At 61.6% G+C, this 17141-nt stretch carries 12 protein-coding genes and 1 pseudogene; 6 read left to right on the forward strand and 7 right to left on the reverse strand.

Annotated features, from left to right (window positions below; all coding sequences use genetic code 11):
* Positions 1 to 23 precede the first annotated feature (23 nt).
* Complete coding sequence (pulA, locus tag G5154_RS09780; RefSeq protein ID WP_421250742.1) at positions 24 to 4058, forward strand: pullulanase-type alpha-1,6-glucosidase; 4035 nt, start codon at positions 24 to 26, stop codon at positions 4056 to 4058.
* Positions 4059 to 4268: 210 nt separating this feature from the next.
* On the opposite strand, the gene G5154_RS09785 is transcribed toward pulA, so the two are convergent.
* The gene (locus G5154_RS09785; protein ID WP_421250743.1) at positions 4269 to 6722 is read right to left on the reverse strand and encodes a zinc/cadmium/mercury/lead-transporting ATPase; all 2454 of its coding nucleotides are present in this window, start codon (positions 6720 to 6722) and stop codon (positions 4269 to 4271) included.
* Between the two features lie 184 nt (positions 6723 to 6906).
* Between G5154_RS09785 and tpx the strand changes: the two genes are divergently transcribed.
* A complete protein-coding gene (gene tpx, locus G5154_RS09790) occupies positions 6907 to 7407 on the forward strand; it encodes a thiol peroxidase (protein WP_021230929.1) in 501 nt (166 codons plus the stop codon).
* Between the two features lie 58 nt (positions 7408 to 7465).
* On the opposite strand, the gene G5154_RS09795 is transcribed toward tpx, so the two are convergent.
* Positions 7466 to 8293: an ABC transporter substrate-binding protein gene (locus G5154_RS09795; protein ID WP_421250744.1), complete on the reverse strand. Its 828-nt coding sequence runs from the start codon at positions 8291 to 8293 to the stop codon at positions 7466 to 7468.
* Positions 8294 to 8432: 139 nt separating this feature from the next.
* Between G5154_RS09795 and G5154_RS09800 the strand changes: the two genes are divergently transcribed.
* The gene (locus G5154_RS09800) at positions 8433 to 9653 is read left to right on the forward strand and encodes a DEAD/DEAH box helicase (protein WP_421250745.1); all 1221 of its coding nucleotides are present in this window, start codon (positions 8433 to 8435) and stop codon (positions 9651 to 9653) included.
* 2 nt (positions 9654 to 9655) lie between these two features.
* Here the strand turns inward: G5154_RS09800 and G5154_RS09805 are convergent, their stop codons facing one another.
* From G5154_RS09805 to G5154_RS09815, 3 genes and pseudogenes are all read right to left on the reverse strand, one after another.
* Positions 9656 to 10441 carry a hypothetical protein gene (locus tag G5154_RS09805; RefSeq protein ID WP_421250746.1) on the reverse strand — a complete coding sequence of 262 codons (786 nt, stop codon included), beginning with the start codon at positions 10439 to 10441 and terminating at the stop codon, positions 9656 to 9658.
* Positions 10438 to 11755: pseudogene (locus G5154_RS09810) on the reverse strand (sphingomyelin phosphodiesterase). Before G5154_RS09810 ends, G5154_RS09805 begins: the two are co-directional and overlap by 4 nt.
* A 194-nt stretch (positions 11756 to 11949) precedes the next feature.
* A complete protein-coding gene (locus G5154_RS09815; RefSeq protein ID WP_421250747.1) occupies positions 11950 to 12780 on the reverse strand; it encodes a CPBP family intramembrane glutamic endopeptidase in 831 nt (276 codons plus the stop codon).
* A 120-nt stretch (positions 12781 to 12900) separates the two neighbouring features.
* Here G5154_RS09815 and G5154_RS09820 point away from each other — a divergent pair, with 120 nt between their 5' ends.
* Positions 12901 to 13638, forward strand: a complete 738-nt coding sequence (locus G5154_RS09820; RefSeq protein ID WP_421250748.1) for a substrate-binding periplasmic protein — start codon at positions 12901 to 12903, stop codon at positions 13636 to 13638.
* 67 nt (positions 13639 to 13705) lie between these two features.
* Here G5154_RS09820 and G5154_RS09825 read toward each other — a convergent pair whose 3' ends face one another.
* Positions 13706 to 14002, reverse strand: coding sequence for a hypothetical protein (locus G5154_RS09825; protein ID WP_005348860.1), 297 nt, complete (start codon positions 14000 to 14002; stop codon positions 13706 to 13708).
* Between the two features lie 53 nt (positions 14003 to 14055).
* Positions 14056 to 14430: a YacL family protein gene (locus G5154_RS09830; RefSeq protein ID WP_026034971.1), complete on the reverse strand. Its 375-nt coding sequence runs from the start codon at positions 14428 to 14430 to the stop codon at positions 14056 to 14058.
* Positions 14431 to 14639: 209 nt separating this feature from the next.
* Between G5154_RS09830 and G5154_RS09835 the strand changes: the two genes are divergently transcribed.
* Positions 14640 to 15755: a sugar diacid recognition domain-containing protein gene (locus G5154_RS09835; protein ID WP_421250749.1), complete on the forward strand. Its 1116-nt coding sequence runs from the start codon at positions 14640 to 14642 to the stop codon at positions 15753 to 15755.
* 118 nt (positions 15756 to 15873) lie between these two features.
* Entirely contained in the window at positions 15874 to 17136 is a 1263-nt protein-coding gene (locus tag G5154_RS09840; protein WP_005340326.1) for a GntP family permease, read from the forward strand.
* The last annotated feature ends 5 nt before the right edge of the window (positions 17137 to 17141 follow it).

A 17141-nucleotide genomic window follows, 5' to 3' on the forward strand; every position in this document is an offset into this window, starting at 1 on the left:
ACTACAGCGGGAATTATAAAAATATGGATATGAAAAAGACCAAAGTGGCGCTGGTAACAGCCTCACTGCTCGCGCTTTTGTCTGGCTGTAATGGCAACAGCACATCTACTTCTACACCTGAACCTTCTGACGGACCTGTCGCTCGACTGCCCAAAATGGATCCCCCAAAGGAGCTGCTGCAAGCTGGCCCCAACGAGGTAGTCATTGCGCTGGTGGACACCCAGGCGGCAGCCAAGAGTGCCAAGACACCGTTTGACAGCCACAGCCTGCATCTTTGGAATAACGATGCCTGCAATGCAACGGCAGATAGCGGCCTGAACAGCGGGTGGGATGACAAGAGCAAGACACCTGCCACTGCCGACAACTTTGGTCCGGCCTGGGTCGTACCGCTCAGCAAGGTGGAAGGGTGCATCAACTTTATCGCTCGCAACGGCGATCTGGCCAACCTGACCGGCAGCGATATGAAGGTGATCTTCAGTGAGCACCCGGATCGCACCGTGGCCATCGTCGCGGGCAAGAAGGATCTGTTTGGCAGTCGTGCCGAAGCCTTTACCGCGGCCTTCGGCGTGGCGGGGGCCAGTGCCCATCTGATCGATGGCAATACCCTGATCTGGCAAGGGGGCAAGGACAAGCCTCACGTGCGCCTTTATTACACCGACTCGGGCACCATCAAGGCCAATGCCGATGGGGTGTTCGATTTCCCCTATATCAGCCTGACCGCGACCAGCCTGACTGCCGAGCAGCAGGCCAAATATCCGCACCTCAAGGATGCGGCCGCCTTCGCCCTGCCCGCCGGCAAGGACCTCAAGACCCTGCTCAAGGGTGAACTGGTGGCTATCGGCACCGATGCCGACGGTATCCTGCAGGGGGCGACCCTGGTGCAAAGTGCTGGTGCCCTTGATGCGCTCTATGCCCCAGAGGCGACCAAGCTCAGCTATGGCGCCGTGGTGGAGGGTAACCGGGTGACCTTCCGTCTCTGGGCGCCGACCGCCAAGTCGGTCAAGTTGGCCCTCTACAACGCTAGCCACCAGAAGAGTGGCGAGGTGGCCATGACCTTCGATAGCGCCAGCGGTAGCTGGAGTTACGAAGGGGGCAGCGAGCTGATCGGCCAGTTCTACCGCTACGACATGGAGGTCTACCATCCGCTGAGCCGCAAGGTCGAGCACTACGAGGTGACCGACCCCTATTCGCTCAGCCTCGCGATGAACTCCGAGTTCAGTCAGGTGGTGGATCTCGACGATCCGGCCCTGAAACCGGAAGGGTGGGACAGCCTCAAGGCGCCCCACAGCCAGCAGAATCCCGCCGACATCACCATCTATGAAGCCCATGTCCGCGATCTGACCGGCAACGATGATTCCACCCCGGTGGAGCACCGTGGCAAGTTCCTCGGGCTGACCGACAGCGACAGCGTGCCCGTCACCCACCTGAAATCCCTGGCCAAGAGCGGCGTCAGCCACCTGCACCTGCTGCCGGTGTTCGACATCGCCACCGTCAACGAGGATCCGGCCAAGGTGGCCAACATCGGCGATGACTTCAGCAAGCTGTGCGAGGTCAATCCCGAGGTCAAGAACTCCCGGTTTGCCAGCCACTGTGGTGGTGGCGAGACCATTGAAGCCGTGCTCGGTGAGCTGCAAGCCAGCGACAGCAAGGAGAACCCTGTGGTGCAGGAGCTGTACGGCTATCTGCGCGGCGTCGACTCCTTCAACTGGGGTTATGATCCCTACCACTACACCACGCCGGAAGGCTCCTACGCTACCAACGCCGAGGGCACCAAACGTATTCTGGAGTTCCGCGAGATGGTCAAGGCCATCAAGCAGAACATCGGTATGAACGTGGTGATGGACGTGGTCTACAACCACACCAACGAATCCGGGCTCGGCCCCAAATCGGTGCTCGACAAGATAGTGCCCTGGTACTATCAGCGCCTCAATCCGGAGACCGGCTCGGTGGAGAACTCCACCTGCTGCTCCAACACGGCGCCGGAACACGCCATGTTTGCCAAGCTGATGGATGACTCCCTGGTCACCTGGGCGCGCGACTACAAGATCGACGCCTTCCGCTTCGACCTGATGGGCCACCATCCGAAAGATCAGATGGTGCAGGCGCTGGCCGCGGTGAAGAAGGTCAATCCCGAGATGTACTTCTACGGCGAGGGGTGGAACTTCGGCGAAGTGCAGGATGACAAGCGCTTCGTGCAGGCTACCCAGAAGCATCTGGGTGGTACCGGTATCGGCTCCTTCTCCGACCGCTTGCGCGATGCGGTGCGCGGCGGCAGTCCGTTCGACGGTGGCGATACCATTCGCAAGACCCAGGGCTTTGGCAACGGTGCCTTCGTCGATCCTAACGAAATGAGCAAGGTGGATCTGGCGACGGCCTTGCACCAGTCCGATCTGGTGCGGCTCGGCATGGCGGGCAACCTCAAGGAGTTCGTGCTGACCGACAAGGATGGCATGCCGAAGAAAGGCGCCGAGATTGACTACAACGGTCAGCCTGCCGGTTATGCCCAGGATCCGGTGGAAGTGCAGAACTATGTCGACAAGCACGACAACCAGCCCCTGTTCGACAACCTGATCTACAAGGCACCTGCCGGAGCCGATCTGGTACGGATGCAGGGAGTATCGCTGGCGACCGCCATGCTGGGTCAGGGCATTCCCTTCACCCACGCCGGTGTCGAGCTGCTGCGTTCCAAATCCATGGAGCGGGACAGTTATGACTCGGGCGACTGGTACAACAAGGTCGACTACACCCTGGGCGACAACAACTTCGACAAGGGGTTGCCGCGCAAGGACAAGGATGGCGACAACTATCCACTGATTGAGCAGGTGCTCGGCAAGCATGCCAAGCCGGGCTCGGCCGAGATGGCGCAGATGGTGAGCTTCTATCAGGAGCTGGCGGAGCTGCGCAACTCCTCCCGCCTGCTGCGTCTGGGCAGCGGCGCCGAGGTGATCAAGCGGGTCGACTTCCGCAATACCGGCCCGGATCAGGTGCCCGGCCTTATCGTCATGACGGTGGATGATGGCGTCAGTGCCGGGGCGGATCTGGATCCGGCCATCGATGGTCTGGTGGTGATGATCAACGCCAGCAACCAGAGCCAGAGCATCGGCGACTTCCGTGATGGCAACGATCAGCCCATCGATCTGAGCGGTATGGTGCTTAGCAGCAAGCATCGCGCAGTCGACAGCATCGCCAGCGGCGCCGCCTATGACAACGGCCAGCTGACGCTGGGGGCCTGGTCTGCCGCCGTGTTCGTCAAGCCGCAGTCTGGTGCACAGGGCGCGGGCCTGCCGGTCAGCAAGAAGACCGACTTGAGCACCCTGCCACCGTTTGGCAACACCGCCGTTTATCTGAAGGGGTTCCTCGGTGAATGGGGTGAGACCAACCAGATGACCTTCAGTAGCAACTTCATGTATGAATTCACCACGGAAGTACAGGCTGACAAGCTGGGCTCAACCGAGGTGAAGATTGCAGATGCCAGCTGGGGGCCGGTCAACTATGGCAGCTGCAACGCCGGTGACAAGCTGGTGGTCGGCACTCCGCTGACCCTTTGCAAGGGTGGGGATACCGGCAACATCGGGCTCGATCTGGCCAAGGCGGGCAGCTACAAGTTCGTGTTTACCGCCATGAACAAGGACAAGCCCACCCTGAGCGTCAGCTTCACCGAGCCGGTGCAGAGTTGCAAGGTACTGGACACGGTGGCGGGCAATCCGCTCGGCTACAACCTGTTCGTCAAGGGTGAGCTCTCCGGCTGGGCCGCTCAGCCCCAGTACCAGTTGAGCTACAAGGGGATGGACGGCGATCTCGCCATCTATCAGGCAGCCTTCAACTACACAGGCAGCACCGAGTTCAAGGTCGCCAACGAGGACTGGAGCAAGGAGTACCTGCTCAACGGCGGCGGCGCGCTGAAGGCGGAGACGGGCTACCCGTTCGCCTTCTCCGAGGCCGGTAGTGCCAACAACAGCATCACATTGCCGCAAGGGCTGTGGAGTGTGTTGGTGAAGGTTGACCCGGCTGGCGTCAAGGCAGGTACTGCCGTCATTCAGGAGTGCAGTGCCAAGTAAGCAACCCATTGAGTCCGGGGGATGGCTCGGCGTCCCCGGGTTGAATTCCACCTTGCCAAGGGTGGGATAACTCCGAGAGAGTAAGCAAAGCGCGACTGCCGACCGGCAGGCGCGCTTTTTCTTTTACGGGGTGCCGTGAGAGAAATGAGAGGAAAAAGAAAAGCCGTCCCGGTTGGGGGACGGCTTTTGGCTGGGATGCCATTGGCTGGCTTAGCGCTTGCGCAGCAGCCGCAGGGCGTTGGCGGTCACCAGCGCGGTGGCGCCGGTATCGGCCAGCACCGCAATCCACAGGCCGGTGATGCCGAGCAGGCTAGTGACCAGAAAGATGGCCTTCAGCCCCAGCGCCAGCGCAATATTCTGGTGAATATTGGCCAGTGCCGCCCGCGACAACCGGATCATCGCAGCTATGCCGCCGAGCTGGTTGTGGGTCAGCGCCGCATCGGCAGTCTCCAGCGCCACGTCGGTGCCGCCCCCCATGGCGATGCCGATACTGGCCCGCTTCATGGCGGGGGCATCGTTGATGCCATCGCCGATCATTGCGACCTTTTGCGTCAGACCGAGCTTGGCGATCTCATCGACCTTGCCCTCCGGCAGCAGGCCGGCACGCCAGCCCATGCCCAGCTCGGTGGCGATCGCCTCGGCGGTGCGGGGGTTATCCCCGGTCAACATGATGCTGTTGAGCCCGAGTCGGTTGAGCTCTTGCAGCGCAGCAGCCGCTTCCGGCCGGATCTGATCCCGCAGCGCTAGCAGGGCGACCGGCAGCGCCTGGTCGCCGCTGCTCTGGCAGAGCACGACCACCGTCTTGCCCTGCCGCTCCAGCGAACCAATCCGGGTTTGCTGTTCCATATTCAGGGCCGCCACCCGGCTCGGTGCCAGCAGTTGCCACAGTTCACCGTTGATGCGTCCCTCAACGCCCATGCCCGGCAGGGCGCGCAAGTCGCGGGCTTCTACCTGAACTAGCCCCTGCTCGTTGGCAGCGGCCACCACGGCGCGGGCCAGCGGGTGGTGGGAGCCCTGCTCGATGGCAGCCGCCAGTGCCAGCAACTCGGCCTCCGGTTGGCCATTGAGGCTCACCAGTTTGGTCAGTTGCGGCTTGCCCAGGGTCAGAGTGCCTGTCTTGTCAAAGGCGACAGTGTCGATATGGGCCAGTCGCTCCAGTGCGGCACCACCCTTGATCAGGGCCCCCTGACGGGTGGCGGCGGCCAGCGCCGAAGTAACCGCTGCCGGGGTGGAGATGACCAGCGCGCAGGGGCAGCCGATCAGCAGCAGCGCCAGCCCGCGATAGATCCACTCGTCCCAGCTCTGGCCGAAGGCAAGGGGCGGCACCAGCACCACCAGCAGGGCAACCAGCATCATGGCCGGGGTATACCAGCGGCTGAAGCGGTCGATAAAGCGCTCGATGGGGGCGCGCTGGCTCTCCGCTTCCTCGATGAGGTGCAGAATGCGGTCGATGGCGTTGTTGCCGGGTTCGGACACCACCTCAAGGTGCAGCACCCGATCGGCAGCCAGACTACCGGCCGGCACCTTGTCCCCCTGGCGACGTTCCACCGGAATGGATTCACCGGTCAGGGCGCTCTCGTCAAACGCCCCGAGCTCATCGAGCAGGCGGGCGTCGGCAGGTAGACGGGCACCCGGGGCGATTTCGATAATGTCGCCGGGACGCAGCTCATCGGCGCCGACCTCTTCGCGCACCTCGCCCTCGACAGTGGTACGGATGCGCAGCGCCTTGTCAGGCACCAGCGCCATCAGCGCGGTCACTCCAGCCCGGGCGCGTCCGGCGGCGTAGGCCTCCAGATGTTCACCCAGCATAAAGAGCAGCAGCACCATGGCCGCTTCCGCGGTTTCGCCGAGGAACAGGGCCCCCACGGCGGCCACCGTCATCAGGGTCTCGATGGCGAAGGGGGAGCCGCTTTTGGTCAGCGCCCACGCCTTGCGGGAGATGGGCCACAGACCCCAGAGGGTCGCCAGGGTAAAGAGTGGCTGACCGAGCTCTTTCGGCAGCAGGGCGGCGACCAGCATCAGGCCGGCTAGTGACAGGGGCTGCCAATATTTGCCCAAAAAGTTACCGAATAGATTGCCTTGCAGGGGCGGTTGTGAAGCTTGCTTGCGGCCAGCTGCCTGCTTGTCAGCACTTTCCCCCTTGAGCTGGAAACCGGCGGCCAGCACGGCGGCGGTGACGGGATCGGGTGAGAGGCCGGGGGCCAGATCCACCACCAGCTTCTCGGTGGCAAACAATACGCGCGCCTGTTGTACGCCGCTCACCCGGCTGACGGCGGTCTCGATCTTGCGGGCGCAGCTGGGGCAATCCATCCCCAACACCTGCCAGCTGTGGCGGCTGTTGCCTTGCACCGGCGCAACCAGCGGGTCGGCAGGGGGCATATCGTGCTCATGCTCATGCTCATGCTTATGATCGTGAGCTGGCGATAAGGGGGCGCTGCAGCACGCTTGAGCGTGACAGCTTCCTCGGGGAGGCTCTTCATCCCCGGGGGATTCATTGCCGTCACGGGATGTGTGCTCATGAGGCGTCTGGGTTGAACAGCAACTGACGGGCGTGGTGTTGTCGCAGCAGTGGCTATCGTGGTGATGTTCACTCTGGCCGGGGGCCGCCTTGCTGACGGCCTTGATGGGGGCGGCGTGCTGATGATTGCAGCAGGATTTGCTCATGATGAGTCCCTCTTGATGGATCCCGCCCCTGCGAGATCCCTGATTATTGAGGGGGAGTCTAAACCTTGGTGTTAAGTCCAAGGTCAACCCCTTTATATCCCTTGTCTTCGAGGGTGTTTGTCTGGTCCTGCCGCCCCTATACTGATCACCCGGATTTTTATTACATCAATAAAGGACATAACACATGAGCAACTCAGTCACTCTGCAAGGCAACCCGGTTTCCGTCGCTGGTCACTTCCCGGTCGCCGGTGAGCAAGCCAAGCCCTTCTCCCTGGTGGCCAAGGATCTCTCCGACGTGACCCTGGCAAGCTTTGCCGGTCAGCGCAAAATCCTGAACATCTTCCCGAGCGTCGATACTCCCACCTGCGCGACCTCTGTGCGCAAGTTCAACGAGCAGGCCAGCGCGCTGGATAACACTGTCGTGCTGTGTATCTCCGCCGATCTGCCGTTCGCCCAGTCCCGCTTCTGCGGCGCCGAAGGTCTGGACAAGGTAGTGACCCTCTCCACCCTGCGCGGTGCGGCCTTTATGGAAGATTACGGCGTTGCCTTCTCTTCCGGCCCGCTGGTCGGGCTGACCGCTCGCGCCATCGTGGTGCTGGATGGTGATAACAAGGTGCTGCACAGTGAGCTGGTCGCAGAAGTGGCCGACGAGCCGAACTACGCCGCTGCGCTGGCCGTGCTGTAAGGCTGCAAGCCATAAAAAATCCCGCTTCGGCGGGATTTTTTATGGGGAAATGGGCTGCTCAGTGCGTTGCGGGTTGGGTGGACGCTGGCTCCGTCTTGGCGGGAGGAGATGGTTGCCACTCCACATAGGGACGGTGGATCTTATTGTAGATCTCGGCCAGTTTGCCGCTTGCTGCCAGTTGGTCGATGGCGTTGCGGAGAAATTCGTCCATCTCATCACCTGCAGCCCCTTTCTGGATGATGAAGACATCTTCGAAATCACCGAAGAATTCCCGGCGAACATTGGTCAGCCCCAGATGCTTCAGCATCAGGTCGGCCTCCTCTTGCGCCCAGATAAAGGCGTCGATACGGCCGCGTGAGAGCTTGCGCAGTGACTGCTCGATACTCATCGAGCGCTGCACCGGGAAGGGCATATAGTCGGGAACCGCCTCGATCAGCAGATCCCGTTTGCTGGGCACTATGCCATAGGCCATATCAGTAGTGACCGGATTGGCGGTATTGCTGTAAATCACATGGGTCACCTTGCCGAAACTACGAGTGCTGAAGCTATAGGGCAATATCTCGGCATCTTTGAGGTTGCGGATGGCGGGCAGCCCCAGGTCAGCCTTGCCGGCGATTACCCCCGCCATGGCGCGGGCGATGGGGTAGATGGTGATCTTGATGGTCACATCGGGGTAGAGATCATCGATGGCATGTACCAGATCGACAAAGGGACCTGTCTTGTCGGCATTGATCAGCCCCGGCAGCTCGCCAAGGTGAGCATTGAGAACGCGCACAGGTTTGGGGTGCTCGGTACCCGTATCGCTCGCCGTCGTCTGCGACAGGCCGAGCGTTGCGCTGCCGAGCAGGGTGGCCACGAGTAGCAGAAGGGGGAGGTGTCTGGTCATAGCTGGCCTCTCTTGGCAAGGTGTCAGGTGAAGTGTAGTCAGCCTGCACCGTTCGGTCGGCCCATGATGGATAGGGTTTTACTTCTCGGCCCCCGCTCACTAGACTTCGCCTCCCACTTCTCTTTGTTAACGTAGCGCCATGACCTTTAGCGAACTTGCCCTCCATCCCGCTCTGCTTGCCTCTTTGCCCGCCACCTTGCAGACGCCGACCCGCATCCAGCAGCTGGCGATTCCGGCGGCGTTGGCGGGGCAGGATCTGCTGGCACTGGCCCAGACCGGCAGCGGCAAGACGCTGGCGTTTGGTTTGCCGCTGCTGCAACGGCTGGATCCTGCCTCCAGCCAGGTGCAGGGTCTGGTGCTTGTGCCAACCCGCGAGCTGGCGATTCAGGTCACAGCCGCGCTAAAAGAGGGCGCTGGTGCGTTGGGGCTGCGCATCGTTACTCTCTGTGGTGGTGTAGCGCAGGAGCGGCAACAGGCCGAACTGGCACAGGGGCCACAGCTGCTGGTCGCCACTCCGGGGCGGATGCGGGATCTGCTGACCCAGCAACTGTTGGGGCTGGATGGTCTGCAACTCTTGGTGCTGGATGAGGCGGATCGTCTGCTGGAGATGGGCTTTGCACCCGACATCAAGGCGCTGCTCGGCTTTATTCCGGTGGATCGCCAGACCCTGCTCTTCTCCGCCACCTTGCCTGCCGAGCTGGAGGCGCTGGCCAACGGCCTGCTGTGCGAGCCAGCCCGTATCGAGGCTAACCCCCTCAACAGCGTGGTGAACGAGATCGAAGAGCGACTCTATCTGGTCAACAAGAGCAGCAAGGTGCCGGCGCTCATCAGCTTGCTCAAGGAGCAGGCGTGGCCGCAGGTGCTGGTCTTTATCAGTGCGAGGGATGATGCCGACGGGGTGGCCAGAAAGCTGGCCAAGGCGTGCATTGCGGTGGCCGCCCTTCATGGCGAGAAGGAGCAGGCGGTGCGCGAGCAGGCGCTCGGCGATTTCAAAGAGGGCAAAATTCGGGTGCTGGTGGCCACCGACCTGATGGCGCGTGGCATCCATGTGGAGGCGCTGCCGGTGGTGATCAATCTGGATCTGCCCGCCAGCGCCCCTGTCTATGTACACCGCATTGGTCGTACCGCCCGGGCTGGCCGCGAGGGGCTGGCCATCTCGCTGGTTTGTCATGGCGAGAGTGACATGCTGCAAGCCATTCGCACCCTGACCGGCCGCGAGCTGCCGTTGGGCGATCTGGCGGGATTCCCGGTCACTGACCAGCCTGCCAGCGGGGAGGGCAAGCGCCCCCCTCGTGACAAGCAGGCCAATCGCCGTACTCAGGCCAAACGCAGCGTCAAGCAGTTCAAGGGCAAGCGCTGACCTCAGGGTTTGCCTTGCTCCCGCGCGAAGAAGTCACGACGCCACTGGCTCAATACCTCCTCCTTGTGCTGTTGCCACAGCGCAGGATCCATCTGCTGTTGGCTGATCGCCAGTTGCTGCTCCAGCTCGGCCAGCTCTCGCTGGTAGCGGCTGCGTTGATCCAGCTGCTGCTGACGTGCCCCGGCAAACGCCAGCGTGGCTTCGACTTTCTCTGCGGGCAGGAAGTGGCGGGCCAGGGTGGCCAGCTCCTCATCTCCCCACAGCTGACGAGCTTGCTGCAGGCGGGCATCTGGGTTGAATAGCTCCACCGCCAAATCCGGATGATCCGCTGCCCACCGATCCTGCAAGCGGCTGAGGGCGTCCAGCCGCTCGGCCAACGGTAACTGCTCGCTCTCCTGCGCCAACTGATCCAGCGCCAGGGCATAGCGCTCCTGTAACCGGATCAGACTCTCCCCCTCGCTCAGCCACTCGGCCTCTGTTGCTTCCAGATTGCTTACACGCTGCGCCAGCGGCAACTCGCTGTCGCTGATCTCGCTGGCAAGCTGGTTGATCAGTTCATCCGGCATCGCCTGCCAGCTGCTGGGCACTTCTTTGCTTTTGCCATCTATCCCCTCAGCGTTTGGCATGCGGGGAGGCGGGCTCCCCGGTTCTGTTGGCAACTGCACATCGGCCAGAGAGGGCGTAGCCGACCGTTCTGGTGATATCGGGGACGGCTCTTCCTGCCAGCCCAGATTCACCAGCAAAAGGGTCAGGATAGCCAGTGCCAGTATCCCGTAACGGCGAGTCATCGGCTGATCTCTCCCTTGACCGGGAAGTGGTCTGAGAGGTTGCTGGCAGGCCAGAGGCTGCCATCGCTGCTGCGCGGGATCCAGACCGTGTTGAGGTTGTGGCTGGCGTTGCCGTACTCCCGGCTCACCACCAGATAGTCCAGATACTCGACGTTGGCGCCACCGGAGAGCGGGCCACCGGCATAGGGGTTGATCCTGGGATCGAAGGTGGCTTCGGTATAGCCGCCATAGGCGGGTTCATGGGCGTTCAGATTGGCCAGCATGTTGGCGTAGTCATCGGCAAACTTGCGTTTGTTGACGTTGAAGTCGCCGCCGTAGATGACGGTGTCCGTGGTCGGGATCTTGAGGCTGGCAGCCAGAGAGCGGATCTGACCGAACTGGATCTGGCGCAGCTTGCGCGCCTCGTCGGTGTCGAAGCTGGCGGTGTGGGTGGCGAACAGGTGCCACGCCTTGCCCCCCTTGATCACCTCGGCGTACATCACCCCCTTGTCGGCGAAGCAGTCGGTGCCTGTGCACTGGGGATAGACCAGCTGGGCCTCTCGCACTATGGGATAGCGGCTAACGATCACCACGCCGCCGTCGTGGACGTTGACCCCGGGCTTGTCGAGCACCTTGGTCTGATAGGGATACTCTTTCGCCAGCGCCTGCAAAAAGCCCTCGCGGCGGCCATCGAACACCTCTTGCAGCAGCAGGGCGTCATAACCCTTGAGATAATCAGGCAGCAGGGTCAACCGCTCACCGATGCTGGAGGCGATGACCGGCAGCGCCCAGACGTTGTAGCTGGCCACCTTGAGCCTGTTTTCTGCCGGTTCCGGTTGCTCCCGTTTTTGGGGGGGGCGTGATCATATAGTGCAGATCGTCGTAGCGGCCGGTGAACTTGGCGGCAAAGGCCAGCTCTTGTGGCCCCGCAACGCGATGGATCGCCCTATCGTTTTGCCAGCCGGATGCGCTGGTCGGCGTCTCGCCACCGTGCTGCAAGGTGGTGTTCCACCAGGTTCCCTCCATCAGCTGGTTGAGGCGATAGACATCGCCACCCGCTGTGGTCACGCGGGTTTCGAATAGATAGCTCTTGCCCGCCTTGACCCCCTCATAGCGATTGAAGCTGAGTACCATGGCGCTCTCCCACGGGCCCAGCTCGGTGCGGTGCTGGCTCCACTGACAGCCGGGTTGCAGCTGGCCGCTGCCGCTTTGGCGGATGTCGATCTGAAGCGGTTCAGGACTGTTGTTGGTGAGGTAGACATCGGTATCGGCCAGTGCCAGTTGCGGGAACTGGCTGACCAGCAGCAGGGCGGCATAACTGAGGGTTTTCTGCATCACAGGATCCTTTTGGTTGCAGGGCAATGGAAAGTGACTGTTATGGCGAATGCAGAGGTCAGTTTGTTTACACTTTGGTTACAAGTAAATGAATTGGTTTTGTTTGGAGCTTTGTTGAGGAGTAAAGCGAGCGAGGCAGCACGCTTAAAGAGAGAGGAGCGAGGGAAGGCGCCCGTGTCAGGCGCCTTCAGGAGCTAGTGCTGGGCCAGCGGGTAGGTGAAGAGCGCCAGATGGGCGAAGTTGAAGGCGAAGTGGATCAGGATGGCCACGGAGAGTCGCCCGCTGAGCTGGAAGGCCAGGCCATAGCAGCAGCCTGCCAGGGTCGCAAACAGCGCTAGCAGTGGGCCACCGGGCAGGTGGATGGCTCCGAATAGTAGCGCGGCCACGACGATGCCAATCCAGGGGCGGTAACGCTCGGTCAGCCCCTGCTGGATCGCGCCGCGAAACAGCGCCTCTTCTGCCACACAGGTGAACAGCAGATTGTTGAGTGCAAACAGCCACCACCAGTGGGGCAGACCCACTTCCGGTTTCAGTGCCCCCAACTGCCAGGCGATGACCAGCAGGGCACCCAGCGGCAGCAGCAACAGGGCCAAAGGGCGCCAGCGGATTGCGCCCCCCTTGCCCAGCAGCATCGGGCAGGCCAGCAGCAAGCCAAAGAGCAGCAGCGGTTTGTCGAGGTTCAGATACATGTTGAACGGCACGCTGGCGGGGCCTGCCAGCGCCTGATCCAGCACCTTGAGATTGTTGAAGCCGGGGATCAGGTGCAGGGTCAGTGCAATTGCCCAGAGGATCAGCACCACTCTGGCCGCCATCGCCCAGCGGGCGGGGAGGGTTGGCGCACGCCACGCCAGCAGTAATCCTGCGACCGAGACCAGCAGGGCGGGTAGCGTCATTCGGTCAAGCCACAGTGCCAGCAGCAGGGAGAGTCCCAGCAGGGCAAAGGCGGGAAGACGCTGGCGGAAGAGGGCAAGCAGCACGGCCAGCGCCAGCGCGCCCCAGATAAATGAGTCGGGGAGGGGTAACATTGGATCTCCTTGATCGAGGCAGGCGGCAACCTTAACAAGTGGGCGTCAGCAGGACAACCGCGCAGGAGGTGGTCGGATCCCTTCTCTATACTCATCAACAGGGTAAAGGGAGAGCACCTGATGAAGCACTGTCTGTGGTTGTTGTGTTGTTGGTGTGTCTGGCTGCAGGCCGCACCCTTGCTGCTGGTGACCGGTGAGTTTACCCCCTATACCGGCAAGGCCCTGCCTGAAGGCGGCGAGAGCACCCGGCTGGTGACGGCCCTGCTGCAAGAGGCCGGGTATCGAGAGCTCCAGGTCGACTACCTGCCTTGGCCCCGCGGCTATCAGTTGATCCGCAATGGGTTGGTCGCGGCCACCTTCCCCTACGCCTGGACTGCCGAGCGGGCCAAGCTCTTCCACTACAGTGCTCCCATTCACATAGATCGCCTCTCCTGGTTCACCTATCGGGGGAGCGAGGCCATTCAGGCTGGTCGCTGGCAAGGGCTGCGAGTCTGCATTCCGCTGGGGTGGAGCACCAGCCATGCCGACGGGGTGATCAAGCGTTTCGGGCTGGATCTGCAGCGCCCCAAGACCCTGGCACAATGTCTGCAGCTGCTGGATCGCAAACGGATCGATCTGCTGCCGATGAACGAGACGGTGACCCGGGATGCCAGCCGTCAGCTGTTTGGCGACCCCTGCCATCTGCAGGCATTGCCCCACTTTCGCCAGAGCGATACTTTTTATCTGATCATTTCACGGCAGTACCCGGAGGCCGCGAACCTGCTTGAGCGCTTCAATCATGCCCTGGCTGCCGCCCGTGCCGATGGTCGCTATGACCAACTGGTCTCCCGAGCCGGAAAGGGGATCGATTGCCGTTGAGAGTACCTAGGCGGAAAGCAAAAAGCCGGAGCAGTGGCTCCGGCTTTCTTTATGCCTTCAGGGGGGATTAGCGGCCTGATTCGGCGATCACGCGGGCGATGATATCGGCGCGCTTGCCGGCTTCCAGTTCGCCCAGGGCGATCAGGCCAGCCTTGAAGATGACGTTCTTCGGCAGGCTGACATCGTCCAGCGTGGCGATCGCTTCAACGTGCATGCCGTTCAGACGGCTGGCATCGCGTGGGCTCAGGTTGACCTGAGTGTTCATCACCTGCTTGCCTTTCTTCTTGGCAGGTGCAGCCGCTTTCTTGGTGGATTCCTGTTCTTCGTCTTCCGGCAGTTCGTCATCAAAATCGTAAATAGACATAGTCAATCCTGTTGAGTTAGGCAAAAGGGCACGTTTGCCCGACATTGGGTCAATCAGCCCATATCCTCGTTACGGATAAAGGCGCGCCAGGAGGTAAGCACCTGGGCAAAATCTTCCAGCCCGCACATGGCCAGCTGTTCATCATCGTAGTAGGCGAGATCGTCAAGATCCTCACCCAGCTCGATATTGAGGGCGTTGGCTTTCACCTCCGCCTCTTCATGGGTCAGCAGCAGGGAGTAGTCACCGCCGTTGAGCCGGTATTCGACTCGGGTGCGGTTGGAGAGCTGATCAATGATGGAGAAGAGCTCGTCGAGCTTCTCCTCATCCTTGCCAACCTCGTCGATCAGCCACTGACCGATGGCTTCATGGCCCATGGAGAACCGGGCGCGATAGCCACCAAACGGGTCGCGGCGAAATTCATAATCCATAGCACAGTCCAGATCGGAGGGATGGGCCATCACGGGCAGGCGGGTGCAAGCACGCAATTCCTGCTCCATGGCGGGGCACACATCGGGTAAAGTGGCCTATTCTAGCGATCCCCCTCTCGCTTGTCTTGATGATGTGGCATCTTTGCGCCCATGTGCTCTGAATCGCCCCATGGTGGCGCCGCCAGATCAGCCCCTTGTCCGGAGATGTTATGCAGCTAAACGATAACCTTGCCCGCCAGATCGTCGCACGGGCGATGAAGATCCTGTCGTTCTCGGTCAACGTGATGGACGAACACGGCCTCATCATTGCGTCCGGCAATCCGGAGCGGATTCATCAGCGCCACGAAGGGGCTGTGCTGGCGCTGACCGAAAACCGGGTGGTGGAGATCAGCGAAGCGACTGCCCTGCAGCTCAAAGGGGTGCGACCCGGCATCAATTTGCCCATCTCCTATCAGGGGGAGCTGATCGGGGTGATCGGTATCTCTGGCGATCCGGAGGAAGTGCGTGCTTACGCCGAGCTGGTGCGAATGACGGCAGAGCTGATCCTGGAGCAGGCGGCGCTCACCGAGCAGTTGCAGTGGGACAAGCGCCACAAGGAGGAGCTGGTGTTGCAGCTCATTCGTGGTGAGGGGCGAGTCGATCAATTGCAGCAGGCGGCCCGTTTTCTCGGACTGGAGTTGGCCCAGCCTCGGGTGGTGGCCGTGCTGGCGCTGGAGGAGGCGGATCCGGCGCGTCTGCGGGAGCTGGTTCATCAGCTGGAAAATCCGGAGCGGGACAATCTGGTCGCCATCAACGGGCTCGACGAGATAGTGGTGCTCAAACCGGCGCAGTTGAGTGAGGGCGTCTGGCAATCGGCGCAGGAGCGCAGCCGGATCAAGCAGTTGCTGGCTCGCATTCCCCACTTCAAGGTGCATATCGCGGTGGGCGATTACTTCGCCGGGATCGACGGGCTGGCGCGCTCTTATCAGACGGCGCGAGATACCCTGCGCCGTGGCATGCGGCAGGCGCCGCGCAAACAGGTCTACTTCTTTGAGGACTACCGTTTGCCAGTGCTGCTGGGCAGTCTGGCGGACTCCTGGCAGGCGGATCAGCTGCGCACACCGCTGCAGAAACTGTCCCAGGAAGATGGCAAGGGGGTGCTGCAGAAGACCCTGCGCCACTATTTCTTGCAGGATTGTGATCTGCATCGCTGTGCCGAAGCGCTGTTCATTCACCCCAATACCCTGCGCTATCGGCTGGGGCGGATAGAGCAGATAACCGGGTTGAATTTCAACAAGTTAGACGACAAATTTTTGCTCTATCTCGGCCTTAATCTCGACTTGTGATTGTGAAGTTGGACAAAAAACCACTTTTACATGACGCAATTTTTGGTTTGTAAGCCAAAGCATTCTGATTGCAGATCTCCATAATGGCGGCCATTCACTCCCATTGAAGGTGTCCGTCATGATCCCGGTTACAGCCCTTGGCGCCATCGCAGCGCTCTCCATCGCCATCATCCTCATTTTGAAGAAGGTGCCGCCCGCTTACGGCATGATCGTGGGGGCTTTGGCCGGTGGCCTGATTGGCGGTGCCGATCTGACCCAGACCGTCGCCCTGATGATCGGCGGTGCCCAGGGGATCACCACTGCGGTGATGCGGATCCTGGCGGCCGGTGTACTGGCGGGCGTGCTGATCGAATCGGGCGCGGCCACTACCATCGCCGAGACCATCGTCAAGAAACTTGGTGAAACCCGCGCCCTGCTGGCACTGGCGCTGGCGACCCTGATCCTGACTGCAGTCGGCGTATTCGTGGATGTGGCCGTTATCACGGTCGCCCCCATCGCGCTGGCCATCGCCCGCCGTGCCGACCTCTCCAAGGCGGCCATTCTGCTGGCGATGATCGGCGGCGGCAAGGCGGGCAACGTGATGTCCCCCAATCCCAACGCCATTGCCGCGGCTGACGCCTTCCATCTGCCCCTCACTTCGGTGATGGCGGCGGGCATCATCCCGGGTCTGTTCGGTCTGGTGATGGCCTACTGGTTGGCCAAGCGTCTTAACAACAAGGGCAGCAAGGTTGCTGCTGATGAAGTGGTGAGCTTTGCCGGTGCCAAGTTGCCGGGCTTTGCCGCCGCCATCAGCGCGCCGCTGGTCGCCATCCTGCTGCTGGCTCTGCGGCCGGTCGCCGGTATCGTGGTGGATCCGCTGATTGCACTGCCCCTCGGTGGTCTGGTTGGTGCCCTGATGATGGGTAAATTCAGCAAGGTGAACCAGTTTGCGGTCTCCGGCCTCGCCCGCATGGCGCCGGTTGCCATCATGCTGCTGGGTACCGGTACCCTGGCGGGCATCATCGCCAACTCCGGCCTGAAAGATGTGCTGATCAGCGGCCTGACCGCCTCCGGTCTGCCTTCTTACCTGCTGGCGCCCATCTCCGGTGCCCTGATGTCGCTGGCAACCGCCTCGACCACCGCCGGTACCGTGGTGGCCTCCAACGTATTCAGCTCCACCCTGATTGAACTTGGCATCAGCAGTCTGGCCGGAGCGGCCATGATCCATGCCGGTGCCACCGTGTTTGACCACATGCCCCACGGCTCCTTCTTCCATGCCACCGGTGGCAGCGTCCACATGGGGGTGGGTGAGCGCCTGAAACTTATCCCATACGAAACCGCAGTCGGTCTGACCATTGCCACTGTCTCCACCCTGATGTTTGGCGTGTTTGGCCTCGCCTAAGGAAT

The organism is Aeromonas sp. 600527, assembly GCF_049175415.1.
GTDB lineage: Bacteria > Pseudomonadota > Gammaproteobacteria > Enterobacterales > Aeromonadaceae > Aeromonas > Aeromonas veronii_A.

Bases quoted from the DNA above. Each gene is read 5' to 3' on its own strand.
- pulA (WP_421250742.1), top strand. From the start codon at position 24: ATGGATATGAAAAAGACCAAAGTGGCGCTGGTAACAGCCTCACTGCTC.
- G5154_RS09785 (WP_421250743.1), bottom strand. From the start codon at position 6,722: ATGAGCAAATCCTGCTGCAATCATCAGCACGCCGCCCCCATCAAGGCC.
- tpx (WP_021230929.1), top strand. From the start codon at position 6,907: ATGAGCAACTCAGTCACTCTGCAAGGCAACCCGGTTTCCGTCGCTGGT.
- G5154_RS09795 (WP_421250744.1), bottom strand. From the start codon at position 8,293: ATGACCAGACACCTCCCCCTTCTGCTACTCGTGGCCACCCTGCTCGGC.
- G5154_RS09800 (WP_421250745.1), top strand. From the start codon at position 8,433: ATGACCTTTAGCGAACTTGCCCTCCATCCCGCTCTGCTTGCCTCTTTG.
- G5154_RS09805 (WP_421250746.1), bottom strand. From the start codon at position 10,441: ATGACTCGCCGTTACGGGATACTGGCACTGGCTATCCTGACCCTTTTG.
- G5154_RS09815 (WP_421250747.1), bottom strand. From the start codon at position 12,780: ATGTTACCCCTCCCCGACTCATTTATCTGGGGCGCGCTGGCGCTGGCC.
- G5154_RS09820 (WP_421250748.1), top strand. From the start codon at position 12,901: ATGAAGCACTGTCTGTGGTTGTTGTGTTGTTGGTGTGTCTGGCTGCAG.
- G5154_RS09825 (WP_005348860.1), bottom strand. From the start codon at position 14,002: ATGTCTATTTACGATTTTGATGACGAACTGCCGGAAGACGAAGAACAG.
- G5154_RS09830 (WP_026034971.1), bottom strand. From the start codon at position 14,430: ATGGATTATGAATTTCGCCGCGACCCGTTTGGTGGCTATCGCGCCCGG.
- G5154_RS09835 (WP_421250749.1), top strand. From the start codon at position 14,640: ATGCAGCTAAACGATAACCTTGCCCGCCAGATCGTCGCACGGGCGATG.
- G5154_RS09840 (WP_005340326.1), top strand. From the start codon at position 15,874: ATGATCCCGGTTACAGCCCTTGGCGCCATCGCAGCGCTCTCCATCGCC.